Annotated in this window: 9 protein-coding genes; 4 read left to right on the plus strand and 5 right to left on the minus strand. The window is 75.1% G+C overall.

Going from position 1 to position 17,914, the window contains the following annotated elements; genetic code table 11:
- Positions 1-17 precede the first annotated feature (17 nt).
- Complete coding sequence (locus tag WMF42_RS15105; protein WP_437692620.1) at positions 18-2,132, plus strand: hypothetical protein; 2,115 nt, start codon at positions 18-20, stop codon at positions 2,130-2,132.
- Between the two features lie 123 nt (positions 2,133-2,255).
- Positions 2,256-3,314, plus strand: coding sequence for a PEGA domain-containing protein (locus WMF42_RS15110; protein ID WP_437692622.1), 1,059 nt, complete (start codon positions 2,256-2,258; stop codon positions 3,312-3,314).
- A 72-nt stretch (positions 3,315-3,386) separates the two neighbouring features.
- Here the strand turns inward: WMF42_RS15110 and WMF42_RS15115 are convergent, their stop codons facing one another.
- The 5 genes from WMF42_RS15115 to WMF42_RS15135 all read right to left on the minus strand — a co-directional run bounded on the left by WMF42_RS15115 (position 3,387) and on the right by WMF42_RS15135 (position 12,588).
- The gene (locus tag WMF42_RS15115; RefSeq protein ID WP_061606217.1) at positions 3,387-4,562 is read right to left on the minus strand and encodes a hypothetical protein; all 1,176 of its coding nucleotides are present in this window, start codon (positions 4,560-4,562) and stop codon (positions 3,387-3,389) included.
- Positions 4,563-4,632: 70 nt separating this feature from the next.
- Positions 4,633-5,376, minus strand: a complete 744-nt coding sequence (locus WMF42_RS15120) for an OmpH family outer membrane protein (RefSeq protein WP_061606218.1) — start codon at positions 5,374-5,376, stop codon at positions 4,633-4,635.
- Between the two features lie 33 nt (positions 5,377-5,409).
- The gene (locus tag WMF42_RS15125) at positions 5,410-9,552 is read right to left on the minus strand and encodes a serine/threonine-protein kinase (RefSeq protein WP_437692624.1); all 4,143 of its coding nucleotides are present in this window, start codon (positions 9,550-9,552) and stop codon (positions 5,410-5,412) included.
- A gap of 250 nt (positions 9,553-9,802) precedes the next feature.
- Positions 9,803-10,843: a hypothetical protein gene (locus WMF42_RS15130; protein ID WP_437692626.1), complete on the minus strand. Its 1,041-nt coding sequence runs from the start codon at positions 10,841-10,843 to the stop codon at positions 9,803-9,805.
- 446 nt (positions 10,844-11,289) lie between these two features.
- The gene (locus WMF42_RS15135) at positions 11,290-12,588 is read right to left on the minus strand and encodes a PP2C family protein-serine/threonine phosphatase (protein ID WP_437692628.1); all 1,299 of its coding nucleotides are present in this window, start codon (positions 12,586-12,588) and stop codon (positions 11,290-11,292) included.
- Positions 12,589-13,202: 614 nt separating this feature from the next.
- Here WMF42_RS15135 and WMF42_RS15140 point away from each other — a divergent pair.
- Both WMF42_RS15140 and WMF42_RS15145 read left to right on the plus strand, forming a co-directional pair.
- Complete coding sequence (locus WMF42_RS15140) at positions 13,203-14,933, plus strand: hypothetical protein (protein ID WP_061606222.1); 1,731 nt, start codon at positions 13,203-13,205, stop codon at positions 14,931-14,933.
- A complete protein-coding gene (locus WMF42_RS15145) occupies positions 14,930-17,809 on the plus strand; it encodes a hypothetical protein (RefSeq protein ID WP_437692630.1) in 2,880 nt (959 codons plus the stop codon). Before WMF42_RS15140 ends, WMF42_RS15145 begins: the two co-directional genes overlap by 4 nt.
- The last annotated feature ends 105 nt before the right edge of the window (positions 17,810-17,914 follow it).

Raw genomic sequence — 17,914 nt, forward strand, 5'->3', positions numbered from 1 at the left:
AGGTGTATCCATGGCGCGTGTCCTTCACCTATCTGCCCTTCGTCGCGCCCGGCGGTCAGGAGGGGCAGCCCTCCGCGCCCGCCGGGATGGCCCCGCCCGCCCTCGACCAGATCGAGCGCGGGCACGCAGCGCTCCGCCGCGCCGCGCTGTCGCTGGAGCACGACGCCGAGCCCGTGATCGACCTGACCGGGCCCGCGCGCGCCCTGGAGCGCGCTGTCGGCGCGATCTACGACGCCTTCGACGGCCGCGCCGACCGCCTGGGCGCCGTGCGCGCTGCCATGGTGGAAATTGACAGCGTCGCTGTCCCGATCGGCGAGGCGGCGGGGCTCGACGCGGGCCTCGCGAGAGTGGGCGCGCTGCTCCGGGACGCGCGCGGCTGGCTCGAGCACGCCGAGGCGCGGCTCGCCGGCGCGCCGCCGTCGGCGCCGCTCGACCCGCCGCCGATCCTCGCGAGCCGCGATCGGCCGCGGCTGCACGCGGTCCGGCGCGCGTCGCTCGTGCCGAGGCTCAAGGTCCCGGAGCCGCCCCCGGCCGAGCTCGTGGCGAAGCCGCCGCCGCCGATCCCGCGGCCGAGGACGTTCGACGAGCTCAAGGCCGCCGTCGCGACGCTGAAGCAGCGCGCGCCCGCGCCCGGCGCGCTGCCGGCTGCGGCGGCGGCGCGGCCGCTCGCGCCGCGCGGGGACGAGCCCGCCGCGCGCCCGGCGCCGCCGCCGGGCTTCGCGCGGGAGATCGGCGCCGCGATCGACGACGTCGCCTTCCTCCGCGCCCGCACCCGCGAGTGCTTCGAGGAGGTCGCGATGGTCGGCATGCAGCGCGCGCCGCTGCTCGGCGATCCGTTCCGCGGGGCGCTGGTGCTCGAGCGGCGCATGCTCGCCGCGATCGACGTGATCGCGGCGATCGGGGCGCCCGCGCTCGAGCACGTGCCGCGGCTCGTGGCCGAGGCGCCGGTGAAGGACCCGAGCCTCGCCTTCGCGAGCGCGATGGTGCTCGGCTGCTTCGCGGGCCGCGACGCGCTGGCCGCGGCCGAGCACGCGCTGCTCCGGAGCGAGCGGGACCGGGCGTTCATCGAGGCGCTCGGCGCCGCGCTGAAGCTCGTCCCGCACGAGCTCCTGCCGCTCGCGCTCCGCAGCCTGCTCCGCGAGCCCGATCCGCTCCTCCGCGCGATGGCGATCGACGTCCTCGCCTACCGGGGCCTCGCGACCGAGGACGAGCTCGTCGCGGCGGCCTCGGACGAGGCGGCGCCCGTCGCGGCGCGCGCGCTCCACCACCTCGGCTGCGCGCCGGGCCAGCGCCTGCCCGAGCTGATCCAGCGGGCGCTCACGTCGGCCGCGGCGGCGGATCCGGAGCTCCGCGAGGCCACCTGGACGGCCATGGCGCTCTCGGACCACCCGCACGCCTCGATCACGCTGCGCGCCGCGATGGAGGCGCCGGAGGGCGGGGACGCGGCGGCGCTCCTGCTCGCGCTCGCGGGCGACGAGGCGGACGCGCGGCACCTCGTCGCGCGCGCCTTCGAGGCGCCGCGCCACGGCCTGATCGTCGCCGCGGGCTGGGCGGGCGCGGCCTCGTCGGTGCCCCTGCTGATCGACCTGCTCGAGCGTGAAGGGGACAAGGCGATGAAGCTCGCTGCTGCCTACGCGCTGGAGCGGATCACCGGCGCGGGCATGTGGGAGGAGGTCGCGGTGGAGGACGACGAGATCGTCGTCGCCGAGCCGCCCGACCCCGACGTGGGCGAGCCGCGCGAGCTCAAGCTCGCGCAGCTCGTGAGCGATCCCCGCGATCTGCCGGCGGCGCCGGCGCCGGAGCTGGTGGAGCAGCCCACGGTGGACGCCGCGCGCTGGCGGGCCTTCTGGATCGAGCGCTGCCAGGGCTGGGACCTGGGCGCGCGGTACCGGCGCGGGCTCCCCTACACGCCCGAGGTCGCGCTCGACGAGCTCGACACGGGCCGGGTGACGCCGGGGGAGCGCCGGTCGATCCAGCGCGAGCTCATCGTCCGCACCGGGAACTTCGTGCGCTTCGATCCGCACGACTTCGTGGTGGACCAGGAGGAGGCGATCGCGGCCTGGCGGCCGATCGCGTCGCGCGCCTCGGGCGCCCCGGGCCGCTGGACGCGGCCGCGCCGGCGCGCGGGGTGAGCGCGGCGACATCGACGAGGCGGCGCGCGCGTGGCGCCGCCTCCTCGTCGGGCCGCCGGCCTTGCCGCGCCGCGGCGGCTGGAGCATGGCCTGGGCCGGGCGCTGCGCCCGCCGAGGGGGAGCATGGAGCAGGGCGGACTTCGGAAGGGCGGCAGGGAGATCCTCGTGGCCGCGGCGCTCGCCGTCGCCGCGCTCGCGGCGCCCCCGGCGGAGGCCCAGACGAAGGAGGAGCTCGCGGCGGCGCGGGCGCTCTTCCAGGAGGGCGTCGCGCTGAGCGCGGCGAACAACTGCGCCGCGGCGCTCGCGAGGTTCCACGCGGTCGCGGACGTGCGGCGCACGCCTCAGGTGCTGTTCAACATCGCCGAGTGCGAGGCGCGGCTCGGCAAGCTCGTCTCGGCGCTCGGCAACTACCGCATCGCCGCGGCCGCGGCCGCGGGCGACCCCAGGGCGAACGACGTCACCGCCAACGTCGGCGCGCGCATCGAGGACCTGGAGCAGCGCACCCCGAAGCTCGCGATCCGCCGCGGCCAGGGGGCGCTCACGGCGACGATCCTGCTTGATGGAGCCGCGCTCGGCGCCGCGGAGCTGAGCGCCGACATCCCCGTCGACCCCGGGCCGCACGTGGTCTCGGCCAGGATCGGCGACCGCGAGGTGGTGCGGGAGACCGTCACGCTCGCGGAGGGCGAAGAGAGGACCGTGGAGGTCGCGATCACCGAGCCGCCGGCGGAGCCGCTACCCGCGGCTCGGGCGCCGGAGCCTCCGCCGGCGGCCGCGCCGGCGCCGGCGGCGCGGCCGTCGCGGGTGCCGGGCCTCGTGGTGCTCGGCGCCGGGATCGCGAGCGGCGCCGTGGGCGGCGTCTTCCTCGGCCTCCGCGCCGGCACGCTGAGCGATCTCGACGCGCTGTGCGGCGGCGACACGAGCTGCCCGCCCTCGGCCAGGCCGACCGCCGATCGCGGCCGGCTCTACACGGGCGTCGCCGAGGTCGCGATCGGGCTCGGCGTCGTCGGCGTGGCCGCGGGGATCGCGCTGCTCGTGACGAGCAGCGGCGCCGCCCGCGCCGAGCCGCGCGCGGGCGCCGTCGCGGACCGACGAGGCGCCGGCGGGGGCGCTGACCGCGCGGCTGTCGTGCTGCACGCGCCCGGCGCCGACCTCGCGGGCCTCAGCGTCGCCGGCGGGTTCTGAGGGCCGGCGCCCGCGCCGCCGCGACAGGCCCGGCGCCCGCAGCGCGGTGACAGGCCGGGCGCCGTGGGCCCGTCATCCCTGGCTCTGGCAGCAGAACGTCCTCGGGGCGGCGCCCCGCGCCGCGCCGGTCGCGGCGCCGCCGCTCGGGGCGCACGCGCCCCCGGTGGGCATGGACGACGTCACCTTGCGCCCGACGATCGTCGGGTTTCCCTCGACGTTCGCGCACTCGCCAGCGAGGACCTCGACCAGCGACGTGTCGCACGTGTCCGTCTCGGGGTCGGCGTAGAGCGCGATCGTCGTTCGGCACGTCCCGCTCGACGGCTCGCCGCAGGCGCAGTCGTCCTCGCAGCCGCGGTCGTCCTCGATCTCCGTGAAGAACACGTGCTTCTCGGTGTACGCGCCCGGCGGGCACGCGTCGTCGCCGTCCTTCGCGATGCAGAGCCCGCCCTCGAACGGCGCGCCCGGCCTGGGCACGCAGACCTGGCCGAGGTTGCAGCCCTGGCCCGGCGGCGCTGCGGGGCACGCGCGCCCGAGCCCTGTCCATCGGGGGGTCGCCACCTCGACCTGCACGGGGCCTGGCGCGCAGCTCCCTCCGGTCGCCTCGAGAGGGGTCGCGGAGACCGAGGCGACGCACGGGTGCGCTTCCCGGGTCGAAAGGCATTCGTCGTTCGGCTCGCAGGTCGCCCCGCCGCCGAAGACGCCGTCGGGCCCCGCGCACACGTCGCGCGTCCAGCCGGGGATGAGCTTCAGGTCCCAGGCGCACACCCACGGCGATCCGCACGGCGCGTCGCTGACGCTGATCTGGATGCTCCCCAGATCCCCGCACCGCTGTCCCTGCGCCGGGCCGCACGAGCACGTGCAGCGCGCCGGCGGCGCGGACAGACCCCGGTTGCCGACGAACGGCTGCCCCGCGGCGAACGCGGCAGGGCAGCCCGGGTCCATCGCGGGCGCCCCGTCGAACAGCGCGAAGTAGCCGCTCCACCCCTCCGGCACCGCCGTCGTGCACACGAAGTCGCCGCAGGCCGGATCGGCGCAGTCGACAAGGCCATCGCCGTCGTCGTCCGCGCCGTTCGAGCAATCCTCCGACCCGGGCCCGCTCGAGCTGCTGCCGCCGCCCCCCGATGGCTCGGGCTCGTCGAACGTGTACTCGGGGTAGAGGCACGCCGCGGGCGACGCGAGGGCGCCGGCGGCACAGAGCCCGATCCAGGCCGCGAGGCGCGCTCCCCGGTCGACAAGACAAGAGCTCACCGAGTCACCTCCTCGCCAGGGCCGCCGCGGCGCCGCGCTCCCGCGCCGCGCCGTCGTGACGCGGAGCCGGCTACTTCTTGGCGGGCGCGGCGGGCGCCGCCGGCTTGGGCGCCGGCTTCGCCGGGGCCGCCTGCGGCGCGCCCTTGGCCGGCGGCGCGCCCTTCGCGGGCGGCGCGTCGCCGGCCTGCCCGCTGTTGTACATCTGGATGGCGCGGTCGGTGAGCTCGAGATCGGCGCGGTAATAGGGCGCCGCCGACTTGTCGAGGATGAGGTCGTAGCCCTCCTGCGCGGCGAGGCGGCGGAGCAGGCCGAGCACCTTCTGCAGGATCGGCGTGGTCAGCTCGCTCTCCTTGCGCTGCATCTCGCGCTGGTAGTCGACCATCGTCGCCTGGAGCTCGGCGGCCTGGCGCTGCCACGTCTCGAACCGGCGCTGGAGCGCGTCCTTCGGCGTCTTGCCGCCCTGCGCCTCCTTGTCGAGCTTGTCGCGCTCGTCGGCGAGCGCGCGCTGCTTCGAGTCGAGCTCCACCTGCCGGCTGTCGAACAGCTTCTTGAGCGTCGCCTGGACCCGGAGCCCCTCCTCGGTCTCCAGCATGGCGCGGCGAACGTCGACGACGGCGATCTTCGACTGCGCCGACGCGGGCGCGGACGACAGGAGCGCCGCGCCGCCCAGCGCCGCAGCGGCGAGCAGCGGCAGGACGCGCGCCGCGAGCCGCCGGCCCGCGTGCGCGGCGCGCGGGCTCGCGTCGGCCGGACGCGCGGGGCTGGAGAGCGTGGAGCAGCGCGCGAAGGGCCGCTCAGAGACGTGGTTTTGCATCGCGGATGGCCTTAGCTACCCGGTCATCCAACGTCAAGAACGTGGCGCGCCCTTCTCGCGCGCCGGAGTCGCCGCGCCGTCGGCGTGAGCGTCCTTGCCTTGCGCGGAGCCCGCGCCGCGCTGGGCCGCCGGATCGCCGCCCGGCGCATCCGCGCGCTCCCGCCGCGGAGGGGCGTCGCTCGCCTTCGCGCCCTTGCCCCGCGGCGGCGCCGCCGCAGGGCGCTGGGAGGGCCCCTCGGCGTCCCTCGGCGCCTGCTGCGCCGAGGGCGCGGGCAGCGAGCGGCCGAGGCGCTCGCGGGCGAGGGCGACGAGCCGCCCGACATCGTCGCTCCCGCGCAGGAACGCCTCGCGGTGACGCGGATCGCGGAGGGCCCCGACGCGCGCGGCCAGCGCGGTGAATGCGGCGTCCAGCGCGGCGTTCGCGCCCGCCTCGTCCCCGGTCGCGAGGAGGGCTTCCACGAGCGTGAGGCGGATCGCGTCGTTCCACTCCTCGATGGGCCCGCCCTCCAGGTGGCGAGCGGCCTCGCGCGCCGCGTCGAGCGCCTCCTTCATCTCGCGGCGCGCGAGCTGGACGCGCGCCAGCGCGAAGCTCGCCATCGCCTGGAGCGCGGCCGCGTGGCGCGCCGTCTCCTCGCAGAGCCAGCGCGCGATGGAGTGCGCGGTCCCGTAATCGCCGGGCGCGCCGCGCCACACGAGGAAGATCGCCTCGTACAGCCGGCCGACGATCCTGAGGCGCGCGACATGGCACTCGTCGGCGAACCGGCCCGCCTGCCGCTGGCACGCGATGCCCTCCTCGAGGTTGCCGAGCCGCGCGTACGACATGCCGAGGTTGTGGAGCGCGAAGCCCTCGAGCACCCGCAGCTTCCGGCTCCGCGCGTCGACCAGCGCGCGCTCGAGCATCGCCTGTGCGTCCTCGAACAGGCCGATGTAGTTGAGCGTCGAGCCGATGTTCAGGCGGGCCTTGGTCGCGACGACAGCGTCGCCCGCCTCGTCGGCCTCGGCGATGAGCGACGCGCCCGCGGCCACCGCGGCGGACAGGTCGCCGACGTGGATGAGCGCGGCCAGGCGGGCCTCCTCTGTGTGGCGGAGGGCGTCGGTCGAGCCGCCCGAGCGCGCGACCTCGACCGCCGCGTCCGCCGCGCGGAGCGCCTCGGCGGGCCGGCTCAGGTCCACGAGGCCGCGGACGCGCGACGCGAGCAGCATGGCGCGGATCGACGGAGAGAGCGCCGCCGCGAACTGCGGCGACAGCGCGGACGCGGCGCGCGCGTCCCCCTCGGCGCTCTGGCCCGCCTCGATCATGCAGGTCACCGCGAGCACCTGCGCCTCGCCCCACAGATCCGAGCCGGGCAGCGCGAGGCGCGCGGCCTCCTCCGCCGCGTCGAGCCCCTCGGGGACGCGGCCCATCAGCTCGCAGATCGTCCCCTTGTGGACCAGGAGCGTCGCGCGCGTCGTCCCCTCGGCCCCGCACGCGAGCCCGCGCGTCGCGAGCTCGAGCGCCGCGTCGAGCGCCGTGCCCCTCGCCGCGGCGCTCCGCGTCGCCCGCGCGTAGAGCAACGCGGCCCGCGCGTTCTCGCCGCCGGCCTCGGCGTGCCGCGCGACGAGCCCCGGGTCGACGTCGCCCGCGGACTCGAGCCACGCAGCCGCGGCGCGGTGGAGCGCGGCGCGGTCCTCCTCGAGGATCGACGCGTACGCCGCGTCGCGCACGAGCGCCTGACGGAACGCCCACTGCGCCTGGCCCGCGACGCGCGGCTCGATCTGGCGCGCGATGATCTCGCCCGCCTCGAGCTCGGCGAGCTCCGCGCCCACGGGGCGCTCGAGCAGCGCCTCGACGCCGCCGGTCCAGAACACCTGGCCGAAGACGGACGCGGCGCGCAGCGCCTCGCGCACCCCCTTCGACATGCGGTCGACGCGGAGCTGCACGAGCGCCTGCACGCTGAGCGGCACGTCGTCGCGCCCCTCGGCGGCGTGACGGATGAGCTCCTCCAGGAAGAGCGCGTAGCCGCCGGCGCGCTGCACGATGGCGCTGCGCGTGGCCGGGTCGGCCTGGGGCAGGGCGGTCGCCACGAGCCGGTCCGCGGCCTGCGGGGACAGGGGCGCGAGCGGCAGGCGGGTCACGTTGCGCTGCGCCCACAGCGCCGGGAACCGGCCGAAGAGCTCGGGGCGCGCGAAGCCGAAGACCCCGAAGCGCAGATCGGTACAGCCGAGCAGCCAGTCGACGAGCTCGATGGTGGTGCCGTCGGCCCAGTGCATGTCCTCGATGACCAGGATCTGCGGCGTCTCCTCGGACTTCGAGCGGAAGAACGCCTCGATCGCCATCCGCATGCGCGACTCCATGAGCTGCGGGCTCTCGCGGGCGGCGCGCAGCGGCTCGTTGCCCTCGTCGGGGAACGGCACGCCGGTGAGCTCCCCGATGAACGCGGCGAGGAAGCGGAGCGGGCGGGAGAGGCGCGTCGCCACGTGGGCGCTCACCTTCTGCACCTGGTCCTCGCGGCGCTCGCCGTCGTGGACGCCCATGAGCGTGCGCAGGGCGCGACCGAGCCCGGAGAGGCCCGAGCCCTGGCTCATCGGATCCCCGCGGCAGAGCAGGATGACGGGCGCGTGCGGCGCCATGTCGAGGCGCTGGATCAGCTCGGCGCGGACGCGGCTCTTGCCGATGCCGGCGGGGCCGGTCACGAGCGCGGCGCGCGGGACGCCGTCCTCGGCGAGCTCGCTGAAGATGCCCTGGAGCCTCGCGATCTCGTGCTCGCGCCCCATGGTCGGCGAGGGCCGCCCGAGCAGCTTGCGCGCGTCGAAGCCGGTCGCGTCCTCGTGGAGGAGCACGCCGCCGCGCGCGTCGTCCTGGACCACGAACCGCCCCTCGAGCGCCGCGGTCGCGTACGCGTCGATCCGCACCGCCCCGGGCACGGCGGACTCGAGCTGCTGCGCCGCGCGCTCGAGCGCCTCGCCGGCGAGGTTCGCGCGGCCGCGGACCGCGTGCCCGACCGCGACCGAGACCCGCGCGCCCGGCGTCGACCTGGCGACGGTCAGCGCCGCGCGCGCCGCGCGCATCGCCTCGTCGCCGCGCGATCGCTCCACCCCGAGCACCGCCACCATCTTCCCGCTGAGGAGCGGCTCGAGCCGCGCGTCGTCGCCGAGGACCTCGCGGAGCGCGGCGTCCACGTCGGGGCGGAGGGGCCCGGCGCCCAGCTCGAAGAGCACGCAGGCGACAACGCGCCGCTCGCTCGTGGCGAGCCGCGTCTGCGGCCGCTCGTCGCCCGGGCCGGCCGGGGTCGCCGGGGTCGCCCTGATCTCCGGCGCCGCCGCCCGCCGCACCGCCGAGGCGGACCTGTCGGTCGCGGGGGGGTCGTTGTTGAGCTCTCCGACCCGCGCCAGCGCGCGCGCGAGCTCGCCGCCGTTCTCGTACCGCTTCTCTCGATCGCGGGCGATGGCGCGGGTGATCACCTCGTCGAGCGCCTCCGGCACGTCGAAGCGGATCTGCTGCGCGCGGGGCGGATCCTCGAGCACGAGGCGGCCGAGCAGGGCGATCGCGTGCTCGGTCTCGAACACGTTCCTCCCGGTGACCAGGCGGAACAGGACGGAGCCCAGCGAGTAGACGTCGGCCCGCGCGTCCACCGGCTCGCCGCGCGCCTGCTCGGGCGCCATGAAGTGCGGGGTGCCGATGATCGTGCCGCGCTCGGTGGGGCAGTCGTCCGGGACCGCGAGCTTCACGACGCCGAAGTCGATCAGCTTGATCGCCGTGCCCTTGCCGCGGACGAGGAAGATGTTCGAGAGCTTGAGGTCGCGGTGGACGACGCCGCGGGCGTGGATCGCGGCCATGGCGGCCGCGCTGCGCCGGACGACCTCCACCGAGTCGCGCAGCCCGAGCGGCGCGCGCCGCTGGCGTTGCCCGAGGTCCTCGCCGTCGAGCCACTCCATCGCGAAGAAGAGGCGCCCGTCGAGCCAGGTGCCGTGGGCGATGTACTGGACGATGTTCGGGTGCCGCAGGTCGGCGAGGATCGCGATCTCGCGGGCGAAGCGGGCGCGCTCTTGGGGCGACGCGGCCGCGCGCAGGATCTTGATCGCGACCGGGGCGCCGGTCGACTGATCGGTGCCCTTGAAAATATCGCCCATGCCGCCGCTTCGGCTGCGGGCTTCGATCATGAAGCGGTCGGTCGGATCGGTGAACTCCGGGAGCACCGTTGGGACAGGCTACGCGAACTTCGCAGCCTCGTGCCAGAGAGAAGGCGTCCCGCGCCGTCGCGGTCAGCCGCGCGGCGCGAACGCCGCCGCCACGCGGCGCGAACGCCGCCGTCGGGCGACCTGGGCCGGGTTTCGCGCGGCGCGCCGCGCGGTCCAGGAGGGCGCGGCGAGGCGCGGTCCGCGCCGGGGTCGAAAAATCCAGCACAGCGAACCGCGGCCTCGCGCCCCTGGCGCACCCCCGGCGCGCTCAGAAGCCCGCGAGCAGCCCGGCGCCGACCGATGCCGTCAGGCGAGGTGTCCTCAGGGCGTCGATGGCGGGGGCGTCCTGGAGCCTGAACGCCGAGAGGAGCTCGCCGTGGGCGTAGAACCAGAACGTGTCGCTCAGCGCGACCTCGGCCCCGCCGCGGACCCCGAGCGCCATGATCAGCAGGATCGTGTCGAGGTCGCCGCCGGGCTGGCCGGAGAGCAGCAGCGTGCCGACCTCCACGAGGCCGCAGCCGACGAACGGGTCGCGCAGATGGAAGCACGAGGCGATGGCGCCGGACACGATCGACCGCGTGTACAGCGCCTGCTCCGCCGAGCCTCCGGCAGAGCTCGAGGCGCCCTGATCCGCTCCCGCGCGGCCCGTTCGGGCGCCTGGCGCGAACGCGGGGAAGACGTTCCGGCTCTCGAGAGCGAGGCTCACGCTCCTCGACAGGCGCGACCGGAGAGCGCAGGAGAAGCCGCCGAGCACCTCGCCGGTCACCCCGATCCGCGCGAGCGCGCCGGCGCTGATCTGCGTCGAGTGCAGCGGCTTGCCGGGGGCGATCGCGGGCTGCGGGCGCGGCGCCGCGCCCGCAGCCCGCGGCGTCGCCGGCAGCGCGACCTCGGAGGGCGCCGCCGCCGCGGGAGCTCGCTCGTCGAGCCCGAACGGCGTCAGGGCGAAGGCGATCGAGAGCGCGACGTAGCTGGTGAGCTGCCCGCACGCGGCGTCGCTGCTCGGGACGTCGAACTCGCGTTGAGAGGAGACGTTCCCGGCTGCGTCCCGGTACTTGACGGTCGCGACGAGGTCGGCGCCGCGAGGGACGATCGCGACCGCGACCTCCTCGGGCGCGTCCTCCCGGAAAGGGTCGTACCCCGTGCGCGCCTGGATCTGCTCGCGCAGCGCGGCCTCTCCAGGGCACGCCGCCGCGCGCGCCTCCTCGCTGTACTGCAACCGCAGGACGCGGCGCGCCGGCTCCGCCGCGGACGCGGGCGCGCCGAGCAGGAGAGAGGCCAATACGATGTTGAAGAGAAAGGGTCGTTGCATCCCGGGTCAATGGCTCCGCTGAGCGAGTCGTTGGTGGCAGCCATTGAGAGCTCTCGAGTCACAGCGCGTCAAGATCGCACGGCGCTTCTTTTTACGCGATCTCGAGCCCGTCGTGCGCCGTATGTATGGTAATCGAGCGCCACGTGACGCAATGGGATCGCAATGCGATTGCGGTCGAGCGTGAGCGTTATTCGTGACGATTGTCGCCAGTCACCCATATATCGCTGCTCCGCGGTCCATCCCACGAGCACGCCTGTCTTCGTGGCAAACGAGGACCGTTGGCCGTAAAAGGCTGCAATCCGGAGGTGATCGCGATCCGGCCGCGGGCGCACTGGCGCGCTCCGTCGCTCACGCGGCGCGCGCGCCGCGCGCGCCGCGCGGCCCGAGACGATCGATCTTGAAGTGAGGGGAGGGGGAGGGAGAGAAGGAGAGCGGCCGGCGAGCGGTCAGGCCGCGCCGACGCCGGCGCGCGAGGCGAGGCGGGCGAGGTCCTTGGGGTCGCTGACCCGGACGAGGATGACGGTGATGTTGTCGCGCCCGCCGCCCGCGTTCGCCTTCTCGATGAGCGCCTGGGACGCCTTCTCGGGATCGGGCTCGGCGAGGAGGATGTCGCGGATGGCCTCGTGCGTCGTCATCTTGGAGAGGCCGTCCGAGCAGAGGAGGTAGACATCGCCGGGGTGGGGGCGAGCGATGATCAGGTCGACCTTGACCGCCGGGGAGATCCCGATCGCGCGGCTCAGGTGGTTCGCCATCGGTCCGGTGATCCCCGCGGCGCCCATCGTGTGATCGGTGGTGAGCTGCGTCAGCTCGTTGTCGCGCAGGCGGTAACACCGGCTGTCGCCGACGTGGCCGATGTAGAGGCGCTGCTTGTTGGGCGAGAAGCGGGCGCTGACGAGGGTCGTGCCCATGCCGCTGAGGCTCCGCTCGGCGTGGGCTCGATCGTAGATGGCCTGGTTCGCGCGCTGGATCGCGACCGCGAGCTCGCTGCCGCGCCGGGGGACATCGGGGTAGGCGCGCTCCGCGTCGCTGTCGACGAACGACGGGTCCCGGAACGCCCGCGCGATCGTGTCGACGGCGAGACGGCTGGCGACGTCGCCGCCCGCGTGGCCGCCCATGCCGTCCGCCACGGCGAACAGGTAGTGCTCGTCCAGGCAGAGATAGCAGTCCTCGTTCTTCTTGCGCTTCTGGCCGGGGTCCGTCTGTCCGACGGCGCTGATGAGCAGCAGCGGCGACGAGCTGGTCGGCTCGTCGACGGCTGCCTCGTCGTCGTAGATGATGGGGACGGCCGAGGGCTCCTCGCGCTCGTGATCGTCGTCGTCATCGTCCTCCTCGTCGCCGCCGTAAGACGGGGCGCTCGGGCGTTTGATCGCGTTCTGCAGCACCTCCGGCGGCGCCAGCGTGATCAGCGTGAGGTCGTCGTCATCATCGTCGAACGCGTCGTCGTCGTCGTCGCGGCGCGACGACCCGGTCGTGCGCTTCCACTCGGCGCTCGAGACCCGCTCCGCGCGGCCGTGTCCTCCCGTTGTCTTCGCGTGGGAGCTCTCGCTCGCGGGCACGCGCGTGCCGTCCTGCGGGCCGACTGCGCCCGGACTCGTCGTCGAACCTTCGAGATCTGCCTCCCCCTCGTCGAGGGCATGGGCTCCTGGGCCACCCTGCGACGGCGCGATCGCCGCGCGCGGGCGGGCCCGATCGCCGTTGTTTGAACGAAAATACCAATAGATCAGCCCGAGAAGGGCGATTCCCATGACAAGGGCGGCTGCGAGATCGGCCATGTCCCGGCGACCAACGTAGCAAAGGCGCGCCGCGTCTCCGAGAGCAACATGCAGGGGGACGGACGACGGCGAACGTTCCTGGCCCTCGGCCCGCACAGCGGCGCTGCCGGGGCGCACCTCGGCACCTGCCAGCGCAGGAGGGCGCCTGCGCGGCGCGCGACCGATGGCGGACGGGCGCCACAGCGAGCCGCGAGCAGGTCGTTCGCCGAGCTGCGCCCGCTCGCCGGCCCGCTTTGCGCCCGTGCTGCGCTGCGGCAGGCGCGCAGGAGAGCGCGCTCCTCCGCTTTCCCGCCGGGAAGCCCGCCGCGCGTCGACGTCGACGACGTCATGCTGCGCACGGCGCGGCTCTCCCTGCTCCCCTGCTGGAGCCGAGGGGCTGACGGCGTCTTCGCGCCCGGCGTCCCTGCGCTCGCGGCGGCGCCCCTCCTCGGTACACCCGTACACGGAATCCGCGCGGCGCGCTCGCCGCCGTCTGGCGGCGCCTCGCGGGGCGCGCGGGGGTTGGCGTGTTGGGCGCGCGTCCGCCGCAAACGAACTCCTGGAGCGGGTTGCCAGTGCTCGTGGTGCTGACTAGTCTCCGCGCCCGCATGACGCTCGCCTGCGCACTTCTCCGGACACCTCGCATTCTTGGTGCAGGCCTCGCGGCCTCGATCGTGGGCGGGCTCGGGGTGGCCGGCTGCTTCGTCGACAGCGAAGGCTTCCCGCCGCCGGTCGAGGGGTTCTATTTCCCGGCGGGCATCGCGGCCTCCCCCGGCGGCCGGGTCCTCTACGTCGCGAACTCGGACTTCGATCTCCAGTTCAACGGCGGCACGGTCCAGGCGCTGGATCTCCAGCGGCTGCGCCGGCGGGCGCTCGGCCTCCAGGCGTCGCTCAACCCGGCGGAGGCGGGCGCCGGCGCCAGCGTGAGCGCGGCGTGCGAGGCGGCGGGCCTGGGCCCGAACGCCGCGCCGCTCCTTTATCCGGGGCCGTGCGGGCCGCTCGACACCTCCACCCTTGACGGCGACGAGGAGATCGTCCGTCGCTCCGCCGTGATCGGCGCGTTCGCGTCCAACCTCGCCCTCGTGCACAGGCCGCTCGCCGAGGTCGCCGTGACCGAGGGCCCGCTCGCGCGGCTGTTCGTGCCCGTCCGCGGCGACCCCTCGGTGACCTTCTTCGACGTCGCCGACGACCGGACCGACGCCCCGGCGGCGCAGCGCTGCGAGGGCGACGCCTGCTTCCAGCTCGACTGCGGCGCGACCGCGACGGGCGGGCGCTGCGCGAAGGATCACCGCATCGGCGAGGATCCGGGCCAGGAGCGCATCCGGCGCAAGCTCCCGCTCGAGCCGTTCGGGATCGCCGCGGGTCCTGACGGGCGGAGCATCGTCGTCTCGCACCAGGTGGCGAACATCGCGAGCGTCATCGTGAACCCGTGGGAGGGCGCAGGAGCAAGCGGCACGAGGCCCCAGCTCGCCGGGATCCTCACGGATCTCGCCCCCGGTCCGACGGAGCTCGCGGCCGTGCCGCCCCCGCGCCTCGTCAGCCAGCTCAGGGCACAAGAGAAGGCGATCGACTACCAACCCGCCTTCGCGCTCACGTATGTCGCGGCGCCGCAGCTCGATCTGCTCCGGTACCAGGAGACCGTGGACCCAGCGCCGGCGCTCCTGTTCCAGTCGAGCGCGACCCGGATCAGCGCGCTCGCGAGCGGCGCCGACTCCCGCGGGATCGCGGTCGACGCGAGCGAGCGGCAGGCGTGCGAGGCGGGCTGCGGGGACGCCGACCTCGAGTGCCTGGCGCGGTGCGCGGCGATCCCGATCCAGGTGTTCGTGGCGCACCGCTACCCGAACTCGCTGATCATCGGAGAGCTCACCACGACGCTGATCGAGCGGGAGTCGATCAACCCCGAGGACCGGTGGGCAGCGGCGTACGAGACGCTCGCGATCCGCGACGCCGCGCCGCTCGCGGCCTACCCGTCCCGCGTCGAGGTGGGCGACGTGATCGGCGCCGACGGCGCGCGCCACCGGAGGGTCTTCGCGCTCGCGTTCGACTCGGGCCTCGCGTTCTCCTACGACCCGGAGGCGCGCCGCATCGACGCCGTCATCCGCACCGGGCGAGGCCCCCAGGCGCTCGCGTTCGACACGGGCCACACGTGCGGCGCCGAGAAGGAGCGCTGCGACTGCTCGCCGGGCGACGACGCCTGCGAACCCTATTCCCTCATGTACATCGCGCATTTCACCGACTCGTACCTCGGCGTGGTCGATCTCGACATGCGCAAGGCGAACACGTTCGGATCGATGATCCTCACGGTGGGCAAGCCCGTCCCGCCCCGGGAGTCCCAATGAAGCCGCGCGCCGCGCTCCTCGCCCCCACCTCCGTCCTGGCGCTCGCCGGGTGCGCCGGGGAGGCCACGCCGGTCGACGTCGAGGCCCTCGCGCAGTCCGGCCGGAGCGCCTTCGTCTGCCTCGCCATCGACCAGCCCGATCCGGGGAAGCCGGGCGTCCTGCGCTCGCTCCCGATCACGGACTGCTCGACCCGCACAGCGGACTCGCCCAGCGACTTCGAGGTCGACGAGGACGAGGGGGGCAGGGCCAAGCTGCCGCACCTCTACGCCCTCGTGACGCAGACGTCGCGCGGCGAGGTCGCGGTCATCGACATGACCACCGAGCGCTCGCCGATCCTCGATCTCGACTCCGGCACGCCCGGCGCGAGCTTCCTCCCGGTGGGCGCGCAGCCGGTCGACATCGTCGCGACGCGCGGGGGCACCGCGTCGTTCGTCTCCGTGGCCGAGCCCGGGCGCGAGGGGATCTTCGCGCTCCCGTCGGCCAGGGTGCTGCCGCGCGAGGGGTGCCCGGTCCCGGCGCTCACCTCGTGGCCCTCCTGCTCGCTCGGCTCGCCGCCGGGCGAGATCCTGCTCGTCTCCGACCCGCCGGGCCCCGACGGCAAGCTGCGGAGCTCGTGCTCGAGCGACTACGACATCGACCCGGCGAGCCCCGGCGAGGCCGACACGACCGGCGACGCGTGCGGCAGCGCGAGCGGCGACCTGAGCCAGGAAGGGCTCGGCCGGCAGAAGCTCCTCGTGAGCATGCCGGAGCTCGGCGGCTTCGCCGTGATCGACGCGCAGACGCTCCTCGAGGATGAGCGGTACGCGGAGGGCGGGTTCGCGCCGTGCGAGGTGGAGCGGTGGGTCCCCCTCCAGGTCACGCTCCCGCCGGCCGCGCCGCCCGGCGCCGCGCCGCACGGCCCGGAGTGCGTCGCGCCGGCGGCCTCGGCCAGGCCGGCGCAGGCCGTCGAGGCGCCCCGGCCCGCGGGGCTCGCGCTGGCCGGCGATCGGCTGTTCGTCGCGGATCTCGACGCGCCGGTGATCCACGTCGTCGATCTCCCGACGCCGTGCGAGCCGATCGAGCTGCCCCCGCTCCTGCCCGCGTCGACGCTCGACCCCGAGCGCGTCGTCACGACGAGCCGCGTCGCTGTGAGCCAGGCGTCGCCGCCCGACTTCCGCCGCTACCTCTACGCTGTCGACGCGGGCGACGGCAGCGTGATGGTCTTCGACGTGAGCGACGGCGCCGCCAGCCGCGCGCCGCTCTCGCGCCCCCATCCGGAGTGGAACCCGTTCCAGCCGCCCGACCGGATCCGCCTGCCGGCGCCCGTCCGCGACCTCGCCGTCGTGCAGCGCGAGGCCCCCGCCAGCCTGCCCGCGACGGGCGTGGCGCCCGAGGGGATCCGGTGCGATCCCGATCCGCGCCTCAGGACGTGCGACAGCAACGTCGCCTCGTGCGACATCGAGACGCTGTACCGTACGTCGTCCGATCGCGACGCGGGCGCCGGCCCGCTGAAGCTCCGGGGCTCGTTCGGCTACCTCGTGCTCACGAACGGCGACGTCGCGATCGTCGACGTGGACGACCTCGACGCGGACTGCCGCGGGCCCGCGATCGGCAGCGCGCGCGCGGGCTGCGGCGAGGGCGCGCCGACCGGCGACCCGCTCGCGACGAGCGGCGAGGTCTCCTGCAACGTCGTCACCCCGCACGCGCTCCGCTCGGCCAACTACATCGTGACGAGCGACAGCTCCGGCCAGCTCGAGCCCGGCGTGCAGGGCCTGCCGGTCCTCTACGACCGCACCGGCACGGTCGTGCCGTTCTCCGCGGAGAGCCCGAAGATGCGCGCCACGTTCCCGTCCGGGGACGCGGCCGCGCTCACCCTCGCGGTGGGCGTCGTGCGCGAGCCGATCGAGGCGGCCGACAGCGGCCAGACCCTGCTCGACGAGCAGGGGCTCGTGCTGAGGTCCGGCGATCCGCAGCACGCGCTGTCGATGAACCTCGAGGATCCGCGGGTGCACCTCGCCAACGAGACATGGACGGTGACCTACGAGGGCGTGCTCCCCGGGTTCACCCGGACGTTCGTCAGCTTCGGCGAGGACGGCGCGGTGGGGAGCGCGGACGCGCGCTTCTGCCACCGCGGCGTGCAGAGCCAGGCCAGCGTCGAGGAGCAGCTCCGCGCCGCCGGCGTCGAGGATCGCGAGGCCGCGGCCCGGGCCGCGCAGCTCGCCGATTTCGTGCAGATCACGTCCGCGCTCCCCGCCGAGGACGCCGCGTACTGGGACAACCTCGAGTCGGACGTGTGCTCGTTCGAGAGCTGCAACGCGAAGTACGGCAGCGTCATCACGTCGCGCCCGGGGCTCCGCGTGGTCGAGGCCTACGAGGACCACCTCACGCTCGAGTCGCGCGATCCGGCGGTCGACGAGGTCGCGTTCGCGGCGTGCTGCTTCGGCGGCGAGGTGCAGCTCGGCGTCCGCGCCGCGGGCCAGTGGGTTGTCCAGAGCGGCGGCGCCGGCTTCCTGCACCACGTCGTCGCCGACCCGGAGACGGGCCGGTGCCGCAACGCGTGCGACGACCGCCTCGCGCGGCTCAACGGGCGCGTCGCGCACACGCCCGACGACGGGCGGGTCACCGACGGCGACCTGGGCGCCTTCGTCAACCCGATGTTCCGCTTCGCGGTCACGGGCGGCGTGCCCGAGCAGGACATGCAGTTCCGCTTCACCACCCAGGGGGCGTTCACGCCGCTCCTCGTGCGGCTCAGCGACAGCGTGGAGCTCGTGGAGCTGCAGCCGCAGGCCATCCGGCTCGTCCCCGCGACGGGGGAGCTCGCCATCACCGACGGCTCGCTCCAGGGCCTCATCCTGCTGAGCGCCCGCAGCGTCGGCGTGAGGCGCCGGTACAGGTGAGCCGCTCGTCGAGCCCGCGCGCCTAGCGCGCGGCGCTCACGCGCAGCCACCCCTGGGCGAGCGCGTCGGCCCACGCGGCATTCCGAATTCGACGCCGATTTTTCC

It is taken from the genome of Sorangium sp. So ce176 (assembly GCF_051519835.1).
GTDB classification, from domain to species: Bacteria; Myxococcota_A; Polyangia; order Polyangiales; family Polyangiaceae; genus Sorangium; species Sorangium cellulosum_G.

Coding starts and splice junctions, on each gene's coding strand:
- WMF42_RS15140 (WP_061606222.1), top strand. CDS start 13,203: ATGACGCTCGCCTGCGCACTTCTCCGGACACCTCGCATTCTTGGTGCA.
- WMF42_RS15135 (WP_437692628.1), bottom strand. CDS start 12,588: ATGGGAATCGCCCTTCTCGGGCTGATCTATTGGTATTTTCGTTCAAAC.
- WMF42_RS15110 (WP_437692622.1), top strand. CDS start 2,256: ATGGAGCAGGGCGGACTTCGGAAGGGCGGCAGGGAGATCCTCGTGGCC.
- WMF42_RS15130 (WP_437692626.1), bottom strand. CDS start 10,843: ATGCAACGACCCTTTCTCTTCAACATCGTATTGGCCTCTCTCCTGCTC.
- WMF42_RS15145 (WP_437692630.1), top strand. CDS start 14,930: ATGAAGCCGCGCGCCGCGCTCCTCGCCCCCACCTCCGTCCTGGCGCTC.
- WMF42_RS15120 (WP_061606218.1), bottom strand. CDS start 5,376: ATGCAAAACCACGTCTCTGAGCGGCCCTTCGCGCGCTGCTCCACGCTC.